The sequence below is a fragment of the Deltaproteobacteria bacterium genome (assembly GCA_018668695.1).
Taxonomy (GTDB): domain Bacteria; phylum Myxococcota; class XYA12-FULL-58-9; order XYA12-FULL-58-9; family JABJBS01; genus JABJBS01.
Genome location: JABJBS010000359.1, coordinates 1 through 22,708 on the forward strand (window position 1 = coordinate 1; position 22,708 = coordinate 22,708).

Sequence of the window (22,708 nt, forward strand, 5' to 3'; positions counted from 1 at the left end):
AGAACGGAGTGGTGGGCGACCAGGGCACGACCAGATTCTGAAAAAATCATCGGGTGCGGCTCTTCGTTATCATCACATATATCACCAAGCGTTGAGACGATGTCGTTCGCGTATTCTTGGAGTGAATAGTTTTTCGAGGAGTGGAAATTTGTTTTACTGCCGTCATAATCGACGGCGAGCCCGCCCCCAACATCTACGAAGTTGAGCTGTGTGGCGCCCATTTCACGAAGATTACAATAGATATGGCTGGCTTCACGTGTGGCAATTTTTACCGAGCGTATACTCGTGATCTGACTACCAATATGAAAATGCAGAAGCTTGAGAGTTTCAAGCATTCCAGCTCGCCTTAGTTTTTCAACCGCGAGTACAAGCTCTTTGGCCGAGAGACCAAACTTACTGCGGTCCCCAGAAGATGACTCCCAGCGTCCGGCCCCTTTGGCTGTGAGTTTAGCCCGCATGCCTAGATTGGGCACAATGCCTGTTCGTTTGGACGTTTGAATGATGATTTCAATTTCGGCGAACCGGTCGACTACTAGAAATGGCTTTAGGCCAATCTTTTGAGCATCGAAAACGGTCTCAATATACTCTTGGTCTTTGTAACCATTACAAACAATGATTTCTTCGCGATCGCCTAGAAGACCCATCGCAATCAAGAGCTCGGGCTTTGAGCCGGCTTCGAGTCCGAGGCGATAGTCTGATTCCATGTTGATGACTTCTTCAACGACATGCCTTTGCTGGTTAACCTTAATAGGCATCAAACCTTTGTAGCCGCCTTTGTAATCGTAAGCTTCAATACTATGGCGGAATGCATCGGTTATACTGCGAATGCGTGAATGGAGAACATCGTTAAAACGAAGTAGGAGCGGGGGCTGAAGCCCGCGTAGGCAGATATCGTCTACCAGTCCTTTTAAGTCGAGCGAAGAGCCGCCAGGGCCATCGGGTGTCACCACGATATGTCCGGCTTCATTTACGTCAAAATAGGGAGCGCCCCAGTGCTGAAGTTGGTAGAGGTCTCGACTTTGCTGAACCGTCCATTTTTTTTCCATGAAAACCTCATACATCTTTAAGGGAGACCGGCGATATTATTCTCAGAGTCATCGGTCAATGCTGATTTAGCGCCCTCGGTTCAAATATAGGACCATTGGTGGGTAGCGGGGGTCAAGCGCACACTTGCGTCATTGTCACTCATTTAATGGCCAATGCCCGAGTTGGTCGGAACCTTGTTTTGCTTGTTATCGATGAGATTTGGTATGGATGAATCATGAAGTCGAAAGATACCTTTAAAATCAACGAAGTAATCTTGGGTTCGGAGTCAACCCAGTGGCGTGGCTTGGACGAGTCTCAGTGGCATAGAGCCATTGATCATATGGTTGAGCGCCTGCGCCCACTGGGCTCTGCCGGTACGAGATTTCTATTAGGTTTCGGGGCAAACAGTATTTTAGATTTGCTAACACGTGCGGCCGCGGCTCATCTCGGGTTTGTTCCCGTTACCGTGAATTGGCAAGCTGATACTGCTGAGGTCCTTGAGTATAAGGCCCGTAAAACAAAATCACAGTTCATGGTGATGCATTCAAGTTGTCCTTCTGCACTGCGCGACCTGGTTGAACGGGGCGAGATAAAGCTCGATGTTCTTAAGGTTGAGCAGAGTATGTTGGAAGCGAGCGACGATTCTCTCAAACAGAATTCCGGTCCCAAGACAGGTGCCGCGATGACTCTGTTCACGTCGGGAACCACAGGGGCGCCCAAAGGCGTTGAACTTTCTCATGAGGGCTATGATGCGAACCTGAGAATTTTTGAGTCATTTCTAGGCCTACAACAAGGCGAACCCACTCGAGTGGTTTTGGTCAACCCGCTCCATCATGCCAACAGTACCTCGATGGCGAACTGGGCATTACGATATCCGGGAGCGGAACTATTTGTATTATCCCATTATGGAACGGGGTACTGGGATGCTCTTGCGCAGATAGTAGAAGGTTTTCAAGGTAGAGTTGTGGCACCCTTGGTGGCTAGGCATTTTGAATTCCTTGATAACTTAATCGAAAGTGGTCGGCTCAAGCTTAGTGATGCGCACCGGCATGCGTTGTCGCGAACAGAGTTTCTTGTCGGCTCAGCTCCCGTGGGACCTCAGACCGTAGAGCGGTTTAAGCGCTTAACCGGTGGGTTACCTCGGGTTCGATTTGGTTCGACGGAGCTCTGTTTACAGGCACTGGGTATTCCAAAAGAAATGAGCGAGGAAAACATTCTCTCATCACTGAAGTGTGGTTGGGATCATGCTTACGAGGGTAAGCCATTGGCTGGGTATTATATCGGTTGTCCTCATGAACCCATGACCCGGGCGCAGGTTGTTCGCAGTGTCGTGTCTAGCGATTCCGATTTTATGCAACCAGTTTTAGAAGGTGAACCTGGCCTTTTGGTGGTTGAAAGTGATGCCGCCATGTTGGGATATGTCGACGACCCGGCTGCGACTCGAGCCGTTCGTGAAGGTGCATGGTATTTAGGTCTCGGAGATGTGGTTTTTTATCTTACAAATCAGGACACCGGCGCGCGGGATTATTATTGGGTCAGCCGCAGTGCAGGCTTGATGATACGCGGCGGGGCAAATTACTCGTGTGTTCAGGTTGAGACCGAGTTACGAGAGTTTTGTGTAACTTTTCTTAAGTGGCCGGTGGATGGCTTTGATCTCGCGGTGGTAGGGCATAAGCTGGGAAGTGAGCATGAAGATGCATGTTGCGTGCTTCTGGAGCTGGGCCCTTCAATGGAAAAAGGACCAGAGGTTTATGCGCAAGAGTTGATGCACGAGGCGCCAGGAAAAGTTTCAAAAGGAGCCAAGCCGGACCACATTGCATTTGGCGAGGTTCCCCGGAATTTTAAAGGCGCAACAGTTCGACCGGATGTGCGAGCTTATTTCGAGAATTGTTTTCAAGACAGCCCAATCAATTAGGGTCGAAAACTGGAGAGCAAAATGGGTAAGAGACGTAAAGGCTTCGGTGTCTTTGATGCTTCGCTAAACAAAACAATGCGTAGAGCACGAAACGCCGTTCGGCTCATGAGTGGAGCCCGGTTCACTCCACCTTACGAGCGTCCATACGAGATAGCCTTGCATGAGGGCTTTATGCGGCTGCGTCATTACGAAGAGTTGATTCCGAGCGAAGGAGTGGGGGCAGTTCTTCTGGTGCCTCCGCTCATGGTTACAGCCCAGGTTTATGACATTTCTCCTCCTTTGAGTTCCGTCGCGGTACTTGCGGAACAAGGAATGGATGTTTGGCTCTGTGATTTTGGTAGCCCGGAAACGGAAGAGGGCGGCTTAAAACGAACGCTCGATGAACACCTGCTGGCCATTAATACTGCGATCGACCACATAGCCTCGGAAACGGGCAAACCTGTCCATGTGGCGGGTTATTCGCAGGGTGGGCTTTTTGTCTATCAGGTGGTGGCTTTTCGAAAGTGTAAGGATGTCGCGTCGATCATCACCTTTGGGTCACCGGTCGATTTCCAGCGCAATTTACCTCGTAATTTCGACCGCGACCTTACCCACAATGTGGTGTCAGGCGTGCGCAACGCTCTTTCGGGAGCCCTTGAGAGTGTTCCCGGCTTACCCGGTAATTTCACGAGCCTAGCGTTTAAAATGGTGAGCCCGAGCAAGGAGATTAAATATCTCCGAATGATGCTGGGGATTCTGGACGATAAAGAGGCTTTGAGTAAAGTTGAGCCGATGCGGCGCTTTCTTGGAGGAGAAGGTTTTGTGGCTTGGCCTGGTCCAGCTTTTCGAAGTTTTCTCGATAATGTCGTGGTTCAAAATAGGATGATGGTTGGTGGGTTTGTTGTGGACGACCATACCGTCACGATGAATGACATCACTTGCCCCATTTTATATTTTGTAGGGGAGCAAGATGAATTTGCTCGGCCACCCTCTGTTCGCGCCATTGCTCGCGTAACTTCTTCCGATGAAATTTACGAAGTGTCATTGCAGTGTGGACACTTCGGGTTGGTTGTAGGCTCTCGTGCCCTTGCTCATGTTTGGCCTACGGTCAGTCAGTGGGTGAAGTGGAAGTCGGGCGAGAGTACAGCGCCGGATAACATTGAGCAGGTTGACGCTGATAGTAAGTTAGGCGTTCGTCAAGGTCACGGTAAGGCCGTTGATGAAACACTCTCCGGTGCGTTGAAAGACTTATTGTCTGATGCTTTTGAGAATACGGGAGACACACTTCGAGAAATGACGGATGTCATGCGGTGGGTCCGCTGGCAGATGCCGCGGCTTTTGCGTTTGGTTAATGTTCGTGGAGCTGGGCTTAGTATGGGCCACATCCTAGATGAGCAGGCTCGGCAAATAGGTCACGACACGTTTTTTATGTGGAGCGATATGGCCTACTCATTTGCTGAGGCCAATGTCAGAGTGAATCGAATTGCGAATGCTTTGGATAAGATCGGCGTGAAGCAAGGAGACCATGTTGGTATTATGATGGATAACCATCCTGATTACCTCGCATGCCTTGGTGCGTTCAGTCGTATGGGCGTGGTTGGTGTTCTCTTAAACCCTGGCGTCCGAGGTGATGTGCTTGAACATGCTTTAGAGGCAGGGGAGGTGGGGCGGCTTATCGTGGCGGAGAACCACCTAGAGGGTGTTTTGGAAGTTGTTGATAAAGACCGGCTTATTGTCACCGGTCCCGGTTCCCAACATGATGGGGTCGAGAGCCTCGAGGATTTAGTCTCCACAACGTCAGATACACTCGCTGCCCATTTACCGAGAAACCCAGGACGACCCGAAGACTTGGCGCTTTTGATGTTTACTTCTGGGACTACGGGATTACCGAAAGCAGCGCGTATATCCAACCGGCGCTGGTTTATGGCAGGCACAGCCTCGGCGGCGGCTGCGGGGCTCAATCCAGACGATACGGTTTACTGCACACTTCCTCTGTATCATGCGACAGGTTTATTGCTGGGAGCCGGCGGTGCATTGGTGTCGGGTTGTCGGCTTGCATTAGGCGCAAAGTTTTCGGTTAGTAAATTCTGGGACGATGTTCACCGAACAGGAGCAACGGTTGTTTTTTATGTTGGTGAACTTTGTAGATACCTCGTGTCTGCACCGGAGCTGGCGAATGAGAAGAACCACTCGATACGTTTATTCATTGGTAACGGATTAAGGGCTGATGTTTGGGGCCAGCTTAGAAATCGCTACGGACGCGTTCGGGTCTGTGAATTCTACGGTTCTACGGAAGGCAATGTGGTGCTGGCAAACATCACTGGCCATAAAATCGGTAGTGTAGGCAGAGTACCTTTCAATCTGCAGCAGGTTGAACTTGTGAAGTACCGTGTGGATGAGGATGAGTATGTGCGTGACCATCAGGGGTTTATGATTCCATGTAGTACGAATGAGCCAGGCATGCTTATTTCACAAATTCAAGTGAACAATCCGTTTTCTCATTTTGACGGGTATACCGATTCCCAAGCTACTGAGCGTAAGGTTCTAAGAGATGTGTTTGAGCCGGGGGATTGTTGGTTTGCCTCGGGTGACTTATTGCGTAAAGACATTGATGGCGACTTTTGGTTCGAGGATAGAGTTGGAGATACTTATCGCTACAAAGGTGAGAATGTCTCTACGGAGGAAGTTTCGCGCGTGGTTACGCGGGCTGCCTGCATTGAGCTAGCCACGGTCTACGGTGTGAAGATAGCGGATCATGAAGGCCGCGTTGGCACCGCTGCCATTCAAATGTCTGATGGGCAGGAGTTTGAAGCCAAGGCCGTGTTCGACGTTATTGAGACTGGTTTAGCACCAGCTGCACGACCGAGATTCATTCGGGTAGTGGAGGAGCTGCAAACAACAGCGAGCTTTAAGGTGATTAAGCATCACCTGCAGAAAGAAGGGGTTAATCCCTCTAAAATTCAGGGCGATGTCTACTGGTATGACTCTCAACAAAGAACATACACTAAGCTCACAGCTAAAGATTATGCATCGGTCATGACTAAGATTTAACGAGCGGGTATCCGGTTTTAGCCGGGTTACTCTATCGGTTTGACCGCGTCAGCATGTACCCAAGCTTTGATTCCATTTTCAGCTTCAACGAAAACGTATCCGCCCATGGTATCGGCACTAAGGGCTACTTTTGTTCCACCGGCGAGTTTGCCTTCGGAGGGGCGACCTTGTTGAGGTCCCCCTAGGTAATAGGCGGTTTCTGCGCCGACGACATGAGTGTAGCTGGTTTTATCAGGACTGGCTGTTGGTGTTATTTTCATCACGTTTTTTTCCTTCACGATGGGTGATGCGGTCGAGCTGGGTTCACTGCTTGCTTGTTGGCTTGGGGTACTGCAGCTCGTAAGTAAGGCGAGGAATATGCAGTAGAGCCACCATGGAGTTGATTCGTTTTTCATAGGAGCAAAGTTACCCGAGGTTGCAGTGTGTGGAAAGACTCAACTTGCAGGAAAGAATATTTCGATACGGGCGCCGCCAAGAAGAGGGGCATCTGCAAGCCACATTTGTCCACGGTTCTTTTGAACCAGCGATTTACAAATGGTGAGCCCCAAACCAGAGTTTGCCTCTGAGCGACTGGTCATAAAGGGTTCCAGAAATCTATCCCATTCAGCGGCACTCATTCCACCGCCATTGTCTTCAACAGATATGATGATACCTGCGACTTCTTTATGACTGTCGGTTCTCGCCTTTACTGAAATTTTCCCGTCGAAAAAGGCTCTGCGGTCTTTGTGTTCAGCCTTAACCGCTTCGAGAGCATCCGCTGCGTTGGTAAGCAGTATCGATAAAATAAAGCACACTTCGGAAGGGCAGACGGTTAGTTTGGGCAATTTGCCAATGTCGAAGTCGACCTGAAAGGGTTTGATTCGGCTGTTGACGACGTGCCGAGTAATGTGGACGAGCTCATCAAGGTTAACGTTGGTCACGGGATCAGTGTTAATTTTCGAGTAAGTGATAAACCCTTTGTTTAAAGAATCTATACGACGCCCCGCAAGCTCAATGTACTCAAGCATGTTGCGCATGTGCTTAAAGCTTTTTTGGAGCTTCTTCAGAGCAGCCTCGGAGGCATTGTCCTCGGCCATATTGGCAAGTAGAGCAGTTTCGAGTGCGGAGATCTCGGAGAATAGTGATTCGTGCGACGTTAATATTTGATTCAAAGGGTTGTTGATATCGTGAAGCATGCCCGCGATGAGAGTTCCTAGGTCCGCTTTGCGCTCCTTGAGAATCTGCTTATTGCGGATCTCAGGATTACTCTTAAATGCTTCACGTTCCATTTCGAGAAGGTCAACACTTTGGCTATCGGTGGACTGCAATCGTAAGTTTTCATCACGCAGTACTTCGTTGCGTTTCATCGCTTCTGAGTACTTTTCGTATTGTTGAAGCGCTGCTTCTTGAGCTGTCGCTTTCTCTTTTTGAATCTGGTTGATTCGGTCTCCCAACGCGAAAGAAAACAGGAGCACTTGTACAACCATGGCAAATTCAAAGGATTGCTCCACTGCCGTCGACCGTTGGATGATGCCAAATTTACTCATCGCCAAGACTACCGTAGAGCTGTAGAGGAAGAGCCAAGCCAGAGTGTAATATCGGGCGGGTCCATATCCCGTTCTCATTTCGACCAGGCCTATGCCCATGCATGCAATGGAGATGAGTCCCCCAAAAACCGACGCGGCTCTTACGGTGATCGAATAGCTAAGAAAGAAGCTTGCGAAAAAGATTACCAATGAACCCATGGTTAGGAAGGCGAGAATTTTGTGCCCTGTGGGCGTGTTGGTTTTAGTCTTTAAGAACACATGCGTGAAGAGCCCCGCGGTAACAGCGAGGCCGGATATGCTTATCGGCATGATGCGCTGGTTTATGAATATGAGGTCGCTCCAAACGTAGAGGTATCCGAGCCCGTTGAGCGATAGGTAAAACAGAAGCATCATAGCAACCAGCCCCACATAGTGGAGGTAGTTTGAGTCGCGGATGGTGAAGAAAAGAAAGAGATTGTAGAAGAACATAATGACGAGCGTGCCGGCGACAAATGCTTTGGCCAAAGCTCTTGGTTCATCTTGCTCGTAAAACGTATCAGGGTCCCAAAGCTGCAGAGGGAGTTGCATCGCGCTTTGAGTATTAACGCGAATATACAAATCGATGGTCTCGGCGGGTTCTATTTCTAACGGGAATAAAAAGAGACGATGTTTGATGGGACGCTGGGCAAGCGGAGAGAGGTCACCGGTATGATAAGACTCACTGCTGATTCCATTACGAATCACATGGACATCGATCTGATCGAGTAGCGGGTATCCGATTTCAAGAAGCCATCGGGTTGGTATGCGAGGGTCTGCTTTGAGCTGCGTGTGAAACCAATAGGATGCATCGGTAAATCCAAAGTTTGGAACCTCGCCAAGTGGCGGAGCAAACTTCGAGTGGCCGCCATTGTTTAGAACTTCCTCAAGCTCCATCAAGCGTCCTTGGATGCGGAGATACGATAACTTGTCATCGAGTTGGTAGTGAGACTGCCCAGCCGCAATTTGAGTGATATCCTGCGCCTGACCTATAGACTGATAGGCCAAGCAGAGTAACACGATGATGCATCCTCGTTTGTACACGTTCGCTTCCCGGTTTCTTCGGTAAATGACAATTCCAAAATACGGCGAAGTGCTTTAACCCGAATCGTAATCTTCCCTCTTATTCTCCCAAATCAGACAGTTTGACTCAACTTTGGTGTGACTTGAAGTGGTACCAGGTGATCCTATTGACTCCCGGGCTGTGGTAAGGTTTTCGAAGATATGCAGAGCCTCGACTTAATAGCCTTCCAAGAGCAAGCGGAGGATTTTGACCGACTTGTGGAGCAAACGCCGGGTTTAGATGGCTTTTGTTCGTCTACGGATTGGGGATTACCGGCCAATGCGGCGCTCATGTCGGACCGAAGTTCTTGGTTATGGCGTAGTGATTCCGGCTATGTAGCTATGATGAAGGGTAAGCACCCTGACGGGTTTACCTATGTGCAACCTCTGGAAGCGATGTGGTTACTGGGCTCACCCTTTGCGGTGGCTCAGGAGGACCAGTTTCTCGACGATTTGTCTCGTCTATTTAGAAGGGAACAGGGTTGGGACGTGATGATGCTCGCCGGCATCGACTCGGAGGCTCCATGGGTGAGAAGGCTACTGGGCCAGCTGGCCGCAGACTTTAAGGTTTACCAGGGTCCTCAAACCGTGCGCATTGGTGCCAGTCTAAGCGGCGGATTGGAAGGCTTTCTTGGGCGCCGCACCCGCTACTTCAGGCGAAATTTAAAGCGCAATATTCGCCGGTGTGGGGAGCAAGAAATCGAGTTTGAGAAGATACCTCTTGATTCGCCAGAGCAGGTGGCGGCAGCTTTTGAGCGGGTCATGGCTGTTGAAAATCATAGCTGGAAAGGTCTTGCCGGGACGGGCGTGAATGAAGGCGCCATGAGAGACTTCTATAGGTTGATGTTACCAAGGCTGGCACGCCGCGGGGCGGCTCGTTTAATCATGGCAAGCCAAGAGGGAGAGGATGTGGGCTTTATATTCGGTGGGATCCGACGTGATACTTACCGAGGCCTGCAGTTTAGCTTTAAAGACGACTTGCGGCCGATTGGCTTGGGAAATGTTCTTCAATATGAAGCACTTAAGGTATTGGTAGATGAGGGCATCGAAGTCTACGATCTTGGCAGTGATATTGACTACAAGCGCCTTTGGGGCAGGCCGTATCTCACGACCACTATGTTCAATCTGCTCAGGTTCTGAATAAAATTCAGATTAGGGCTTTAGATGTGTTGACTTCGGAACAATATTCGGAGATATCTCTGTTCATACCGGAGGTGTCGCGATGTTGAGCGCCAAAATTCAGACCATGGAAACCCTTGCCTGCAGCTTTTTAGACGGTTGTATGAGCATGTGTTGCCCCGGTGGCCATTAATCCAGCTTGCTTGCCTTAAGCAGGACCCACCGGGGAATCGCAAAAACTCAAATTTTCGATGATTGAACAGGGCGTGATGAAAAGCCCAATGGATAGGAGCGTGTGATGACTAAAATCACCGTACAAAAATTTGGTAGCTCTGTGCTGCCGAGCCGTCACGATTTAGGAAGAGCTGTTGATGAAATTTATGCCTCGGTTCGCCAAGGGCGCAAAGTCGTTGCGGTGGTTTCTGCTTTCGGAGACACAACGGATTTACTTTTAGAGCAAGCCCACGCATTTTCGGCTGAACCGGATATGTTGGGATTGGCAAGCTTGGTTGCTACGGGTGAAGCCACGGCTGCAAGTTTTCTGGTTCTTGCTCTAGATAGAGCAGGTGTGTCGGCTGAATTGTTTGATGCATCCCGTGCGGGTCTTCTCACCGAGGGCGAGCCGTTGAACTCAACGCCAATTTCCCTCGACACGGCAAAATTTGAAGAAGCTTTTCAGGACTCTCCTGTGATCGTAATGCCAGGTTTTGTTGGTCGTAATGCGCGAGGTTCTCAAACTTTATTGGGCCGTGGGGGTTCAGACCTGACGGCATTGTTTGTAGCGGACCAGCTCCAAGCAGAGTGCACGCTCTTTAAAGATGTCGACGGTTACTATGACCGGGATCCGAATACGGAAGGGGCAAAGGCTAAGCGCTTTGACACTCTTTCTTGGGAGAGCGCGCTGACCATTGGGGGCGGTGTGGTTCAAGAAAAAGCCATTCATTTTTCTAGCGAACGTCACCTTGAGTTTTCAGTTCGTGCTCCTGGCCAAGAGGGGCAGACATCCGTCGGGTCTTTTAGAGACGTTTTGTCTGGGCAGCGCAACACGCTCCTACGCCAGCGGGTCGTTTTACTGGGCTGTGGAACCGTGGGGCTGGGAGTTTTGAAGCGGCTGCGTGAGTTGCCGAAGAAATTCGATGTCGTGGCGATAGCTGTGAGTGATCTATCAAAACCAAGAGACAACGATATTCCGAGAAGCATTCTTTACGAGGATGCACACGCGGCACTCGCCGTTGAGCACGATATTACCATTGAAGTCATGGGCGGTTTTGAGTTGCCACTTGAGCTGATTGAGCAAAGCCTTCAGGCAGATCGCCATGTTGTGACAGCCAATAAAGAAGTCATCGCTCAGCACGGTACCAGGTTAGAAGCTCTCGCCACTGCGCAGGGTAAGAAGCTTCTCTATGCAGCCGCGGTTGGCGGGGCAACGCCTTGCATCGAAGCAGCTGTGCGGCTTTCGAAAGAGCATAAGTTGGAGGCTGCTGTTGGAGTTTTAAACGGAACGACAAACTATGTACTTGATGAGATGGCGGCGGGGCAAAGCTACCCGGCAGCGGTTCTGGCTGCGCAACAAGCAGGCTTCGCAGAGGCAGATCCAACAAGTGACCTCAATGGTGCGGATGTAGCCCGTAAGCTATCTATTTTGGTTCGGCGAGGCTTCGGTGTTTATTTAGCCCCCGAGGACATTCGCTCTGAGGGCATCGAAAACATCGGTGAGAGCGATGTCGCCCGTGCGACCAGCCGAGGTGAGGTGATTCGCTTGGTGGCAGAATGTCGACGGTCCCCAACCGGTGTAGATGCTTGGATTTCCCCTCGCTATCTGCCTGAACATCATGCCTTGGCGAAGGTGAAGGCAGAGAGCAATGCTCTGACATTCTACGGAGAAGATGGGGCCATTGAGACCGTTCGTGGCAAGGGTGCTGGCCGATTCCCAACCGCGCAGGCCGTGGTGGGTGACTTGTGGGAACTTTTATTTGCCCTGGAAGCGCAAAAGTCGCAGGACAGTGGTCATGCCAGTATTCATTATCTGGCTCCCTCACAGCACAACGCTTGCGCATAGTGAGTTTGACCTGATAGCCGGTAGGAATGAAGACCTTCACTGCAGGCACGCAGCTTCGCCTTGAGCATGGGCTGATTACCAGTATTCGAGATGCCAATGATTTCATTTGGTTAGAAGCCCAGAGCGCTGACGGTAAGCTTAGCGAAGCACATTTTCATTTGCCAGATGGCACTCAAGCTACACTTCGCACTGAGTTCGGGGTTGATGATGTACTTGGTCAGGTCGACGCTTTCTTTCTACCGGGAGCCGCTGAACCCTGTGCGTTTGTGCAGGCCATCGATTGGCAAGAGCCAAGCTATATACCGGCGGTGGATAAACCCAGTCGCTTACCGGCTGGCCTGGGCGCCGCCGTTCTCAATTATTTAAGCCTTCACGCGTATCTTAAAGAAACGGGGCCGTTGCGTTATCGAGGGCCTTATGCCACCGGAAAGTTATTCGACAGTCTTCACCGAAGTTTTAATCTCGGTGATCAGGAACCCTTGGACGCTTGGAGAAGATTCAACGAAGGTGTTGAGAACACCGCTCTTCAATCGACATTTGTCTCGCCCGAAGTAGACTTTTTCCCCGAGCCCTTTGAGTGGGTAAGACACTCGAACCATGTTGTTGCTGAAGTGCGCACCCACCTGGTCCGGTTGATGATAGATGGCCGGGCCTATGACCGCGACGACAATGCAACCCGCCAACTGATTGCGACCGAATCCGGGTTTGAGGCGGCTATTGTTTTAGGTGGCAAAATTTGGTCGCAGCGCCTTGAGCTTGATAGCCAAGGTTGTCCTCTCGCGGCTTTGAAGACCGTGGCTCCTTTGGAATCGCCGTTGGTTGGACGTGCTCTGGATGAGCCTCTACGTAAGGTTTTGGCGGCAGCTTTGGTGCGCCGTGCTCCGGTGGTTCTACAAGAAGCAATGGGACTCGTTCTCTTACGCGCGCCACTGGTCTGGGGCGATGCCGGTGATGACGCTTGCGATATCGTTGGTGGCAGCCTTGTTTTACATGCTGGGATGGCCAGCGGTCTAGCGAAGCAACCTCCCGAGCAGGTGCTTCAAGCGCTGGCCTATGCTTTGGAGCCCGTGGCTACCCGCCTAGCTAAGCAAGTTTTAGAGAGACAAGAGAGCCGAGACGTGCTTGGAGATGAAGAGCGCTCTTAACCGTTTGTTGATGTTTATGAGGACGTGTTGCCATGAGAGTTTTTTGGCCTTGGATTTATATATATATGGCCTTTAAGACCTGTGTAGCAGGTCCAATCATCGCCTTCTGGATGGGCCGCGGAGAGCGCCTCAAAGCTCACAGCTATGTTCGATTCTGGTGTGAGGCACTTTTTAATGTGAGCCGGGTAACGTACCGGGTATTCGGCACCGAAAATCTTCCTAAAAAACAGGGTTATATTCTCATGGCCAATCATGAGAGTAACTATGATGGTCCTGCCATTATTGTGGGCCTACCGGCTCCAGCCTATTTTGTGATCAAAAAGGAACTGTCCAAGATACCCGTATGGGGTTGGACGGCTAGGCAAGCCGGTTTCATCGTCGTGGATAGGCAGCAATCGAATGTGGCTAGAAAAGCATTAAGCGATGCCAGTGTTCGGGTTATGAATGGCAGCAACGTCATCATCTTTCCTGAGGGCACCCGAGGCGATGGTGCTAGCCTGCAGCCATTGAAACGAGGTGGCTTCCATCTGGCGGTCGAGGCTCAAGCTGAGATTGTACCAGTCTATATTGGTGGTAGCGCCAAAGTACTGCCTCGGCTACAATTGGCTCCAACACCGGGCGTTATCGATGTGCATTTTGGCGAACCTATTTCTACAATAGGCAAAACCTCAGATGAAATCGGAGAGCTGATTGAGACCTTTCGGGACCAATTAGATTCTCTGCAGACAGGAAGCAGAGTTTGAGATTCATTTGGGTCTTGTGTTTATTTGGACCGCTATTTATTCAAGGCTGTGCAAAGTCGACAACTGAGGGCCAGCGCAGTCTACTCGGGGACATTCAACCGACCCTGCTCAGTGAGAATAATTCATCTAGGCTTTCTTTATTTTATCGTTATACACCCCTGAATCTAAATAGTTTAGAACAAGTCCGAGCAGGCTCAGTTCCTTGGGAAAATGTCTCGGGGCTTGTTGATGGTCACTCGACCGGGCCGAAGTCTGGTAACCACTGGTACGCAATCAAGGTGCGGGGTGAAGATAGCCGAGACTTAGGTTGGTTTTTAGCATTCGATTCCAGTTGGTGGAAGAATGTTGAGGCATGGGTGATTAATACCGATAGACAAGGTGTTGAGCAGGTGGAGCCCTTGGCTTTGATGAAGGCCTTTGGCGTTCGTTACCATTTGATGACCCCGGCCGATTCTACCGCAACAATTTTGGTCCGCTACCGCGTCAGTGGTCGAAGCCTGAATAGGGCTAACTATTTTTTAGGAAATGGCCAAACCGTTTTCGCCGAGAAACCTCCGGCTCTATTGGGGGCCATGTTGGGGCTTTGTCTCTTCATACTCGTATACAATTTAGGATATTTCATTCTGGTTCGGGAAGTGAGCTATTTCTATTTTGGCTCTACCGTCCTCGGGCTTGGAGGTGCTCTTTGTGGAGACCTTGGTGCGTGGAGCTTTTTCGGGTTTCCTCAATTAACGGCGATGGGTCCACTGGGCTGGATGGCCTTTTTTATGCTGCCCGGCGGATTGATGGTGGGGCGAATCGGTTCGGTTGGTGATTACCCTGTCAAGTTACACCGCAGTTTGGATGGGCTACTTGTCGCCGTAGTGGTCATCTACCTGGGGTGGATGGTGTCGCCGTGGGATTTTTTCTTTCTACTGCTAAACGTTCTCTATCTTTCGATCGTTGTGAACGCACTTGCGATTTCGTATGATGGTTGGAGGCGAGGTGAGCGGTTTATGGGGACCTTCTTTTTTTCGCTCACCCCTGTTTGTTTTGCCCTTGTTTACACCCCTCTCGTGAGGTCCGGGATCATCTCGAATCTCTTTGCAACCGATTACATTTACTTTGCTGGAACAATCTTTTTCCTGGTTCTGATTTGCTCTCTGCTTCCTCTGCGGTTTCAACAAGAGGTTATTTCACGAGATCTACTTGGTCAGTCTTTATTGGAAAAAGAAAAAAGGCTTTCTGAGATTGATGGCGAGGTGCGGGATATTGGTGAAGTATTGGATGCCTTGCGGGTTGAAGATGAATCAATTCGGACCAGTTTAACAAACACGCAGAAGTCCCGTATCGATACAGAGAAAAAGTTGCGGGACTCACACCAACAACTTCGTCATTTGGAGTATCACGTCAGTTTGGGCCGTCTTGTTGCGGGCGTGGCGCACGATATAGCCAACCCGGCGACCCATATCAGCAGTTGTGCACAAAATTTTGATTCACTCATTCACAAATTAAAAGAGGGTGATGACAATTCTTGGAATCATCTAAAGGGTTTCAGCCGTCTTGAGGAGTCTTGTGCTGGTTTGAGTGCACAAAGCGCCTACATTGTCCGAGTTAACCAAGCTCTCGCTCGATATGGACGCATTGATGATTCGGTCTCCTCCAAAGTTGATCTCTCAGGTGTTGTCGACCAAGTACTCTGCGTCATTGCCAGTCGAGTTCAGTTGCATGATGTTGAATGTCGATTTGAGAATGCGCCTTTTGTGACCGCAAAACCTGGGCAGATGTCCCAGATGCTCGCCAACCTGATTCTGAATGCTGCTGATGCAATTGTTTCACAGAGCGAAAAAGGTCGTATTTTGATATCGGCGGAGCCAGCTCCGCATGAAGAAGGCACCGGTGTCTATTTGACGATTGAGGATTCTGGGCCGGGCATACCTGGTATCATTCGCAGAGCCGGATTTCGCCCATTTGTGACAACCCGCGACCCGGCTCGGTGGCTGGGTATTGGTCTTTCGATCGTGAAGCGCATTATCGATGAACATGGCGGGGACTTATCATTTCCACCTGCTCGAGAGCTTTCTGGTGGGGCCGTACGTGTTTGGTTACCGCTGAGGCGAACTCATGAATCTTAACAAGACCAGAGCGCTCTTGCTGATCGGATGGCTGTGCCTTTTAACGTTGCCGGTTCATGCGCAATCTGAAGAGAAAGGCTGGCAGTACCTTCCGACAGAAAATCAAGACTTTGCCTCTCTGGATAGCGTGTTACAGGTCTGGGAAGAGCGAGAGTCGTTAAGTGTTTTTCAGGCGGTCGAGAAGTATATCGCAGGAGAATTTAATTTTATGAGTGGCCACTATCTTGACCACAATCAAAACGGGAATCCTTTATGGGTCGTGGTGCCTATTCGTATTCTAAAGAGCAACCAAAGTGACTGGGCATTATCGATTGTTGGTCAGTCTCCGCTCGACCTGAAGATGTGGCTTCTAGATGGAAAATTAAATATTATTGAGCGGTATCATACAGGCTCGGCACACCCTTATAATACCCGTCCCTTAGACGAACGAGTTTTTGCGATGCCGTTATCGCTTCGTGCTCAGGGCGAATTGTATGTTGTTTTTAGAATGACATTACCGGGCTCAAGTTTGATAAGTTTCGATATCTCTAGGATTGACGAGTTACTGGAAGGCTCGGCAAAGGATGCATTGATTAGGTCTATCTATGTGGGCCTAGGCGTCATTATGATGTTTTACGCCCTTTTTGTTTCCGTACTGATGCGGCGAAAAGAGTATTTTGTTTACGCACTCTATGTTGCCTGTATCATCATTGCCCCACTTGGAGACTCTGAACTTTTACACCGATATCTCTGGCCTTCTAGTGGAGATTTAAATGTACGTCTCCCGTTTGTAGCGAGTCTGCTCGGGGGCTTTTTTGCCTCTCTTTTTATTGCGCAGCTTTTTGAACTCAAAAAGCAATCTGCTCGGCTTTGGCGACTATTTAAGTTGAGTATGGTGATAGCTCTGACCGCAGCCTGTTTGGCGCTTTTTATTGATTATAAATCAGTGGTTCTGCTCTCCATGTCTTGGGGAGTTTTGATTGGCTTATTGTTGGTGTCTGTGTGTTTCGAGCGAGCACTACGTGGCTCAAGATTGGCGAGGCTCTTGTCCTTGGGTTGGCTCTCGCATTTGTTGGGAATCGGGATCTTCGTTGCTCATTCACGTGGGGCATTTTCAGATTCAGTGTGGTTAGATTATACCTTTTTGATTGGCTCATCACTTGAGATGGTCTTTTTCTCGTTGGCGATTCCGATGGGTTTGGGCGTGGTGATTCGAGACAAGGGTGAGATGTTAGCGGAACTCTCGTTTATATCAAGTCGGTACGAAGAGGCGTCAAAGTCAGTGACCAATGCGGAAGTCGAAATTAAGTCTTTGAGTGAGCTTTTAGAGCAAGAACACTACGATTTACAACGGCTAACTGGCGGGTATGAACGTGCCTTAATCAGCCTGGGTAAAGCTGAGCAGAAGCTTGCCCAGGCAGAGAAACTGGCTTCATTGGGCCAGTTGATTGTCGGTGTTTCTGACGATTTGGGGACCAAGGCAGGAGATGTTTTACTGGCGGCTAAAGAGCTGTCAGAAGCGATAGAGGATGTGGCGCTCTCGGGGCATGAAACCCTGGATCCCGAACACCCACGAACGCTGCAATTGAATCGTACAGTCGAGTCCATGAGACGCATGCTAGTCTTTTTGGAAAAAGGGGCGCATGCGATTCAACGCATGAACCAAGCCTTGTCGCATTATGCCGGCGGCGAGGATGAGTCGGTTAGTGAGCTTGGTTTAGCGGAGATTTGTGAGGATATTCGGCTGATTGTTCATGGCCGGATTCGACAACATAAGTTTGAGCAAAACATTCCAAGCGAATTAAGGCTTAAGGCTAAACGGTCCGAAATTGAACGGGCCCTTGGTAATTTATTAACGAATGCCTCCGACGCAATCAGTGATTCACCAGCTGAGCTTCAAGCCGATGAAGAACTCGGGGTTATTCGTTTAAGTGCCAAAGAGGTGGTAAGAGAATCCAGAGAATGGGTGGTTATAGAAGTTGAGGATACGGGCGGAGGAATTCCAGATGACAGACGTGATGAGGTCATATTACCTTTTATGACCACGAAAACGTTGCACCGAGGAACGGGACTGGGCCTTTTTACCGCCGATGGGATTCTTCGTGAGCACGGTGGTCACATCGAAATCGCTACATCTGAAACACTCGGTGGTGCAAAAATATCCCTTTGGTTTCCTGTGGTTACGTAGCTTTTGGTGATTACTTCTTTTTCTCCGACACGACTATGTGCTAATTTTATAAGAGGCCATGACGCTTACAGACCGTGAAATAACATTCTTAGTTGAATCACAGCGCATTAAGTTTTTAGAGAGCGCAGAAGTGAAGCAGCGTCGCGGTGTTTTACAGTTTCAGAAAATTCCAACCATAGATTACACACGACCTGAGCTTCAAAAAGGTGATGTCGGCTACGCCGGTGCATTTTTACAAATGAAGAAAATTGCTCAAACCAGGCAGCCTTTAGAACTCGATGAAATCTGCTCCTGGCAAAAGCTTATTGTCGACGAGCAAAAAGAATATGGAATGACCTGCTTACCCGCCGCTCGCGGAATACTTCGAAGTCCTAAAAACGACTTTAAAGTAAGCGCGGGGAATGTCGGCCATTTGCCTGCCGTTAAGGTCAAAGGAACGCTCTCCATGTGGGTTGCGATGCTGAACAAGGCAGCTATGAAATGCATGTTGGCCAGCGGGTTTTACCATGCCATCAACTTGGTTGAGTATGCGGCGATTTTGTTGCACGGTTTTGAGAAAATTACACCGTTTGCAGCAGGTAATGGTTGCTTAGCAAGGCTCTTGTTTAACTACTTTACAATACTCATGGACCAGCCGATTTTAGTTTTTTCTGTCGATGATAGAGTGGTATTTAAAGAGGCCCGAACTGATCCTAAATTGATGCAACGGTTTATCGCCGATAAAGTACGGTTAGAGATTACTTGCCGCTGTGGTCAAGTTGCGCCCCGCGTTCAACAGGTTCAGTGGCTGGATACATACCGGTGTCCCGGATGCGCCAATGTGCAAACGATTCCACGTTACGCGCTTAGACCATTTGTTGAGAATTGATTAAAACCAAAAATTTTGAGGTCGTTGCTCTAACGCTCTGATTCCGGCTTTACGATTGCGATATTACCGCCGCGTCTTTTGTCGCCCGCACCTTGATAGTCTCTGCCCGCGGCATTCACGCCACCAAAAAACATGTTGGTCTCGTCGAAAATAAGATTTTCAACAGGGAGACTCTTTAAGGTATCGAAAGCTTGAGCGTTCATAGGGCGTTCGTCGGTACCAACACTCTCCATATAAAGCATTCCACCTTCGTAATGAATGCGTGGTGCGCTCACCGCTTCCTCGAGAGATTGTTTCCCGAAAAGGTGGCCGCCGAGAACCTGAAGAAGGGCAGTGCGGATACGATTGCTGCCACCCGTTCCCAACATCAGCTTGGGTCCGTGGCTATCTGTAACAGCGGTTGGGCACATCATCGATGTGAGCATGCTACCGGCGGGCATGACATGAAACCCTTGTGGGTGAAGGTCTTCCTCGCCCATAAAGTTATTGGCCATAGCACTGGTGCCGGGCACGATGTGTCCGCTTCCTTCGCCGTTGCTGCTCGTAATACTGCAGCCCAACCCATGCATATCGAGAGTGCTGATATGCGTGGTACTCCCAAGCTGGTTCTCGGGGGGCAAGATAATAGGTGTCCGCGATGTGAATGCTTCGTGAAAAACATTTCTCCATCTCTCCATCGATGATTCTGAGAGAAAGTTCTTTAATTGAGTCTCTGCGTGGTTTCCGTGTTCGTGCAGGAGAGGATCAAGTATTTGCTCACGCGCCATTTGAGTTGTGGTCATGGCTGCGACAAGGGCCAGAGCTTTATCGGTAGGATTACTCCAAACGTGGGGCGCCATTTTCTCAAACAACTTGAGCCCAAATCCAACAAGTAATCCGCCCGATGCAGGTGCAGGGGATAGGTAGATATCAAATTCACCCGCATGCACATGAACAGGTTTCGTGATTTTCGGGGCTAAGTCCAGAAGGTCGGTGTCTGTAACAAGCCCGCCCGGAGCAGCGAAGGTTTGCCGAAATGACTCCAAAATAGGTGTCATGTCGCCCGTTGCAAACTGTTCGAAAACGTTAACAAGGCCCGGCGCGTTGAAGAAATCCCCTGCTTTTAGAAGTTCACCTTCAGGGGCAAATATTTGCCGTGCTTCTGGGGTAAGTTTTAAAATGGGATCTAAGATTTGAAAGATACGCGCGAGTTCAAAGCTAACTTCTATGCCGTCACGTGCATAAGCCATGGCGGGTGCGATGACATCGTTAAGTGGTACGCTCCCGTATAGGCTATGAAGCTCTAACAGGCCTGGCAAGAGAAGAGGAATCGCGCATGAGCCTTTACCAACATGAAATGTCTGTAAGGCGGGCCCGAAACGAACATCTATCCCTTGGAAATCGATGTTCGATTTATCCGTCTGATTGCCTTTTCCAGGAACTCTAGAAAAGAAGTTCATCGATACGGGTTCGATATTTTCGCCGGCCACCAGTGCCAAGCCGCCACCAAATGGGCCGGTGAGAACAGGTTCCGCACAGAATGCAGCAAGGTTGGCAGCGACGGCAGCATCGACAGCGTTACCACCGTTTCGCAATAACTCGGCACCAGCTTCTGCCGTGAGGATAGAGCCAGCAGCGACGACGCCGCCATTTACCTTAATTTCGTGCCTATTCATGGTGCTGTATAAAATGGAGCCTTATGAACCCGTTACAGTTTTTCCCGAGTGTCTTAAGACTGTCTTAACAGTTAGGGCTGATTTGATAAAGTATTCCGAAGCAACCGACTAAAAGGACCAAGATAACGGGCTATTGGAGGAGTTGCCGTTACCCGATGAGCCATCGTACCCATTGAATGCAGCATCTAGAATTCCCAGGACATGAATGCCGATGGCCGTATAAATCATAATATTTCGCATCTTGTAATGTCCGGTGGCTTGGTCGCGGAGGTCACTGAATTCCTCTGGATTAGCGTCAACCCCAAGAGCATCGTAGTCCGCTTGGGCTTGAGAGCCGAAAATGTGGAACATGGCGCCTAAGCCTGCTGTTATGACTTCACCACCCACGAAAACTGAGCCCTTGAGTGGTTCTCGGTTATAAAACTGACCCCAGCCGGGCAAGAGCATGGAGCGGTAGATTGCACCGGAGCGGCTTCGTAAAACAGCGGCATCTGAAGATAAGGTAATCAAATCTGCAGCTGGCAGACTGGTTTCAGCTGATGCCCAAACCTTGGCTTCACCAACAGAGACGATGCGAACTTGAACAAGGTATTGTGACCCTGCTTCAGCGACACTTCCCAAGATGAGCGCTTGAGCACCGCTCATCTTTCCAATTTCAACAGCATCGGTTTCGGATACCAGACCCATCTGGCCCAGTTGAATTTCATCTACCAGCTTCGCGACCTCTTCTCGCTCTACGAGAAAAAGGTTGTGGTCATTTTGAAGCATGGATTGAAGCTGGGCTGAGACCACGAGACCAAGTTGCTTGTCTTGTGATGATTGACCGATTTCTTCGAAGTTGGCGATTGCAAACCGTTGATACCGAAGATTACCGTCCATGGAGTTTAAGTTCTTAATGACTTGATCGGACAACTTTCTTAGCTGGGTTAAGAGACTCTTAGCTTCCAGGCTAGAGGTGGTTTGTTCTGGAGTGGCATAGCTGGCCAAAACACGTCCCGATTGGGCATCGGTCACGCGGAGGCTGAGTGTGTTACCGGTGGAAGTGGTCACACAAGAGCCTGAAAGCAACCACGGATAGGCCATAGATGACTTTGCTGTTTCAATATTTTCGGTGAGCTCTTGTTGACGCTTTGTTTCGGTGACCACTTGAAAGCCTTGATCACTTAATCCGGTAACCAAGAGCGGGCTAAGATCTTGGCCATCTTTGCAAAGAACAGGGCTGAGTTGAATGGCTTCAGGTTTTGCCTGCTCCTTGAGGCTGGTCGCTATGGAATCGAGCGCCTCTTGGATATCGGTCTTGGCCGATGCCCAACCCTCACTTGCGATCAACGATACAAGGAGAATGCTCATGCATACTTTATAGATTTTTTGGTTCATGGGTGATCTACTCTCATGTGAGTTCGCCTTCTTAGTACAAAAACCAAGGCCAATAATAGCAGGAAGGGCCCACCAGAGACTGCTTGGCAGCCGCCTTCGTCATCAGGCGTGGCCGGGTCTGACCCTACGGAGCTATCTGATGGGTCGGAGGGCACAGAGGTATCTGCTGTATCGCTTGGATCGGAGGCAGTGGATACATCAGAAGGATCCGAAGCGTCCGTTGTGTCTGATGCATCTGACTGGTCCGCCGGATCTGAAGCGTCCGTTGTATCCGAAGCATCTGAGACATCGGAAGGATCGGTGGCATCAGCCGGGTCGGTCTCTTCACCACCTGGAAGATCATTTGGATCTCTTGGATCCGTTCCGGCTGCAAGCTCATCGCTGTCCGATGCACCATCGTTATCGCTGTCTTCGTCGCGATAATCAGGTGTGTCATCGTTGTCGGAGTCGAGGGGCTCCTCAGGTGTGTCACCGGCTTCGTCAATATCGTCGATGCCGTCGTTGTCACTGTCGGTATCCAGAGCATCGATGATTTCATCGCCGTCGGTATCACGAGCGCCATCATCGCCAGGCTCACCAATCTCAACATTGTCGGGAATGGTATCGCCATCGGAATCGGCATCAAGTGGGTTGGTGCCAACCAAGGCTTCGAGAGCATCAGTCAGTCCGTCTCCATCGCTGTCTTCGGCCGTATCGAGTGGGTCGTTTGGATCTGAACCCAAAGACACTTCTTGTGCATCACTCACGCCATCACCATCGGAGTCTGGAGATGTGGGGTCGGTGCCGAGCTCATTTTCTTGAGAGTCGCTGAGTCCATCTCCATCGCTGTCGGTGTCGAGAGCATCGATGATGCCATCGTTATCACTGTCGAGCGGGTTAAGTGGATC

15 protein-coding genes are annotated in these 22,708 nt (G+C 49.9%); 9 read left to right on the plus strand and 6 right to left on the minus strand.

The genetic code is table 11. The features are described 5' to 3' along the window. Positions 1 to 1,046 (minus strand): biosynthetic arginine decarboxylase (gene speA, locus HOK28_20550; protein MBT6435497.1); only part of this gene is annotated, 1,046 nt, incomplete at its 3' end. Between the two features lie 215 nt (positions 1,047 to 1,261). Here speA and HOK28_20555 point away from each other — a divergent pair. Further along, positions 1,262 to 2,941, plus strand: a complete 1,680-nt coding sequence (locus tag HOK28_20555) for an acyl--CoA ligase (GenBank protein MBT6435498.1) — start codon at positions 1,262 to 1,264, stop codon at positions 2,939 to 2,941. A gap of 21 nt (positions 2,942 to 2,962) precedes the next feature. Then, positions 2,963 to 5,971, plus strand: coding sequence for a long-chain-acyl-CoA synthetase (locus HOK28_20560; protein MBT6435499.1), 3,009 nt, complete (start codon positions 2,963 to 2,965; stop codon positions 5,969 to 5,971). Between the two features lie 26 nt (positions 5,972 to 5,997). On the opposite strand, the gene HOK28_20565 is transcribed toward HOK28_20560, so the two are convergent. Then, positions 5,998 to 6,366 carry a hypothetical protein gene (locus HOK28_20565; protein ID MBT6435500.1) on the minus strand — a complete coding sequence of 123 codons (369 nt, stop codon included), beginning with the start codon at positions 6,364 to 6,366 and terminating at the stop codon, positions 5,998 to 6,000. 39 nt (positions 6,367 to 6,405) lie between these two features. Further along, entirely contained in the window at positions 6,406 to 8,556 is a 2,151-nt protein-coding gene (locus HOK28_20570; GenBank protein ID MBT6435501.1) for a sensor histidine kinase, read from the minus strand. Between the two features lie 180 nt (positions 8,557 to 8,736). Between HOK28_20570 and HOK28_20575 the strand changes: the two genes are divergently transcribed. The 7 genes from HOK28_20575 to HOK28_20605 all read left to right on the plus strand — a co-directional run bounded on the left by HOK28_20575 (position 8,737) and on the right by HOK28_20605 (position 18,789). Then, the gene (locus HOK28_20575; GenBank protein MBT6435502.1) at positions 8,737 to 9,714 is read left to right on the plus strand and encodes a GNAT family N-acetyltransferase; all 978 of its coding nucleotides are present in this window, start codon (positions 8,737 to 8,739) and stop codon (positions 9,712 to 9,714) included. 277 nt (positions 9,715 to 9,991) lie between these two features. Further along, positions 9,992 to 11,752: a homoserine dehydrogenase gene (locus HOK28_20580; protein MBT6435503.1), complete on the plus strand. Its 1,761-nt coding sequence runs from the start codon at positions 9,992 to 9,994 to the stop codon at positions 11,750 to 11,752. A gap of 26 nt (positions 11,753 to 11,778) precedes the next feature. Next, a complete protein-coding gene (locus tag HOK28_20585; GenBank protein MBT6435504.1) occupies positions 11,779 to 12,897 on the plus strand; it encodes a hypothetical protein in 1,119 nt (372 codons plus the stop codon). Positions 12,898 to 12,962: 65 nt separating this feature from the next. Beyond that, complete coding sequence (locus tag HOK28_20590) at positions 12,963 to 13,640, plus strand: 1-acyl-sn-glycerol-3-phosphate acyltransferase (protein ID MBT6435505.1); 678 nt, start codon at positions 12,963 to 12,965, stop codon at positions 13,638 to 13,640. Next, positions 13,637 to 15,754 (plus strand): hypothetical protein, encoded by a 2,118-nt coding sequence (locus HOK28_20595; protein ID MBT6435506.1) that lies wholly within the window; start codon positions 13,637 to 13,639, stop codon positions 15,752 to 15,754. The genes HOK28_20590 and HOK28_20595 overlap by 4 nt, the downstream gene beginning before the upstream one ends. Further along, the gene (locus HOK28_20600; protein ID MBT6435507.1) at positions 15,744 to 17,921 is read left to right on the plus strand and encodes a hypothetical protein; all 2,178 of its coding nucleotides are present in this window, start codon (positions 15,744 to 15,746) and stop codon (positions 17,919 to 17,921) included. The genes HOK28_20595 and HOK28_20600 overlap by 11 nt, the downstream gene beginning before the upstream one ends. A 58-nt stretch (positions 17,922 to 17,979) precedes the next feature. Beyond that, positions 17,980 to 18,789: a Fic family protein gene (locus HOK28_20605; protein MBT6435508.1), complete on the plus strand. Its 810-nt coding sequence runs from the start codon at positions 17,980 to 17,982 to the stop codon at positions 18,787 to 18,789. 29 nt (positions 18,790 to 18,818) lie between these two features. Here HOK28_20605 and HOK28_20610 read toward each other — a convergent pair whose 3' ends face one another. The 3 genes from HOK28_20610 to HOK28_20620 all read right to left on the minus strand — a co-directional run. Beyond that, entirely contained in the window at positions 18,819 to 20,444 is a 1,626-nt protein-coding gene (locus HOK28_20610; GenBank protein ID MBT6435509.1) for a gamma-glutamyltransferase, read from the minus strand. Between the two features lie 108 nt (positions 20,445 to 20,552). Beyond that, the gene (locus tag HOK28_20615) at positions 20,553 to 21,821 is read right to left on the minus strand and encodes a hypothetical protein (GenBank protein ID MBT6435510.1); all 1,269 of its coding nucleotides are present in this window, start codon (positions 21,819 to 21,821) and stop codon (positions 20,553 to 20,555) included. Further along, on the minus strand, positions 21,818 to 22,708 hold an 891-nt coding region (locus HOK28_20620; protein ID MBT6435511.1), incomplete at its 5' end, for a hypothetical protein. The genes HOK28_20615 and HOK28_20620, both read right to left, overlap by 4 nt.